Consider the following 888-nt stretch of genomic DNA (forward strand, 5'->3'; position numbering starts at 1 on the left):
CTGGTTCTTACCCACCGCCGGGTTGTTGTTGGTTGCTTCCACCGAGAAGTTGGCGGTAGCGCTGTTCTGCACCGTGCCGACGCTCGCGTACAGCATCGTGCGCTTGGACAGGTTGTAGTTCGCGCCCGCCATGAACAGGTTGGCGTTGCCGCCGCCGTGGTTCACGTTGACGCGATAGGCCGCGCCGATCAGCGTCAGCGCCGGCGTAACTTCGTAGTTGATGCCCAGCCAGTAATGATTGGCCTTGGTCGGGGCGCCCGCTGCCGCATCCGGCGCAGACAGGTTTTCATACGCGGCAAACAGCTTAGCCTTGCCGATGGTGTACGTACCGCCGATCGTCGCTTCCTTCGAGAAGTTGAAGATGTCGCTGAACTTGCCGTTGCCGTCGCGGATCACGTCGTAGATCGCGCGCACTTCCAGCGGGCCGGCCGTGTAGACAGCGGACACGCCATCGCGGCGGCTGTTCGTGAACGAGCCGGGTTGTTCGCCCAGGCCCGTCTGCAGGCCAAACTGGAAGCCGCCCCAGGTCGGGCTCTGGTATTCAACGATGTTGTTGGCACCCTGCCAGTTGCGCCCGCGCACCAGCGTGGCCGAGCCGATGAACTGCTGCCCGGTCGGGTCCAGGAACCAGACGTCATTGCTGATGAAGAGATTCTTGCCGGCCGTCAACGTGCCCCAGGTCGGGCTGGACAGGCCGACATACGAACGGCGGTTAAAGAGCGCGTCACCGTTGGTTTTGCCCTGGGCCGCGCCAAAGCCGGATTCGAGCCGGAAGACCGCCTGCAGGCCACCGCCCAGATCCTCCTTGCCCATGAACCCGAACATGCTCGTGCCCCACTGGTTGTCGGCGGCGCGCCAGAGGCTGCCGCCCGGCGAGGTCGCGGTGGG

1 protein-coding gene is annotated in these 888 nt (G+C 64.5%); it reads right to left on the bottom strand.

All coding sequences use genetic code 11. From position 1 onward, the window contains the following. Positions 1-888: porin (locus ACCD03_RS25480; RefSeq protein ID WP_045206868.1), on the bottom strand; the 888-nt coding region annotated here is incomplete at both ends.

The sequence above is a fragment of the Ralstonia sp. Ralssp135 genome, assembly GCF_047304345.1.
GTDB classification, from domain to species: domain Bacteria; phylum Pseudomonadota; class Gammaproteobacteria; order Burkholderiales; family Burkholderiaceae; genus Ralstonia; species Ralstonia chuxiongensis.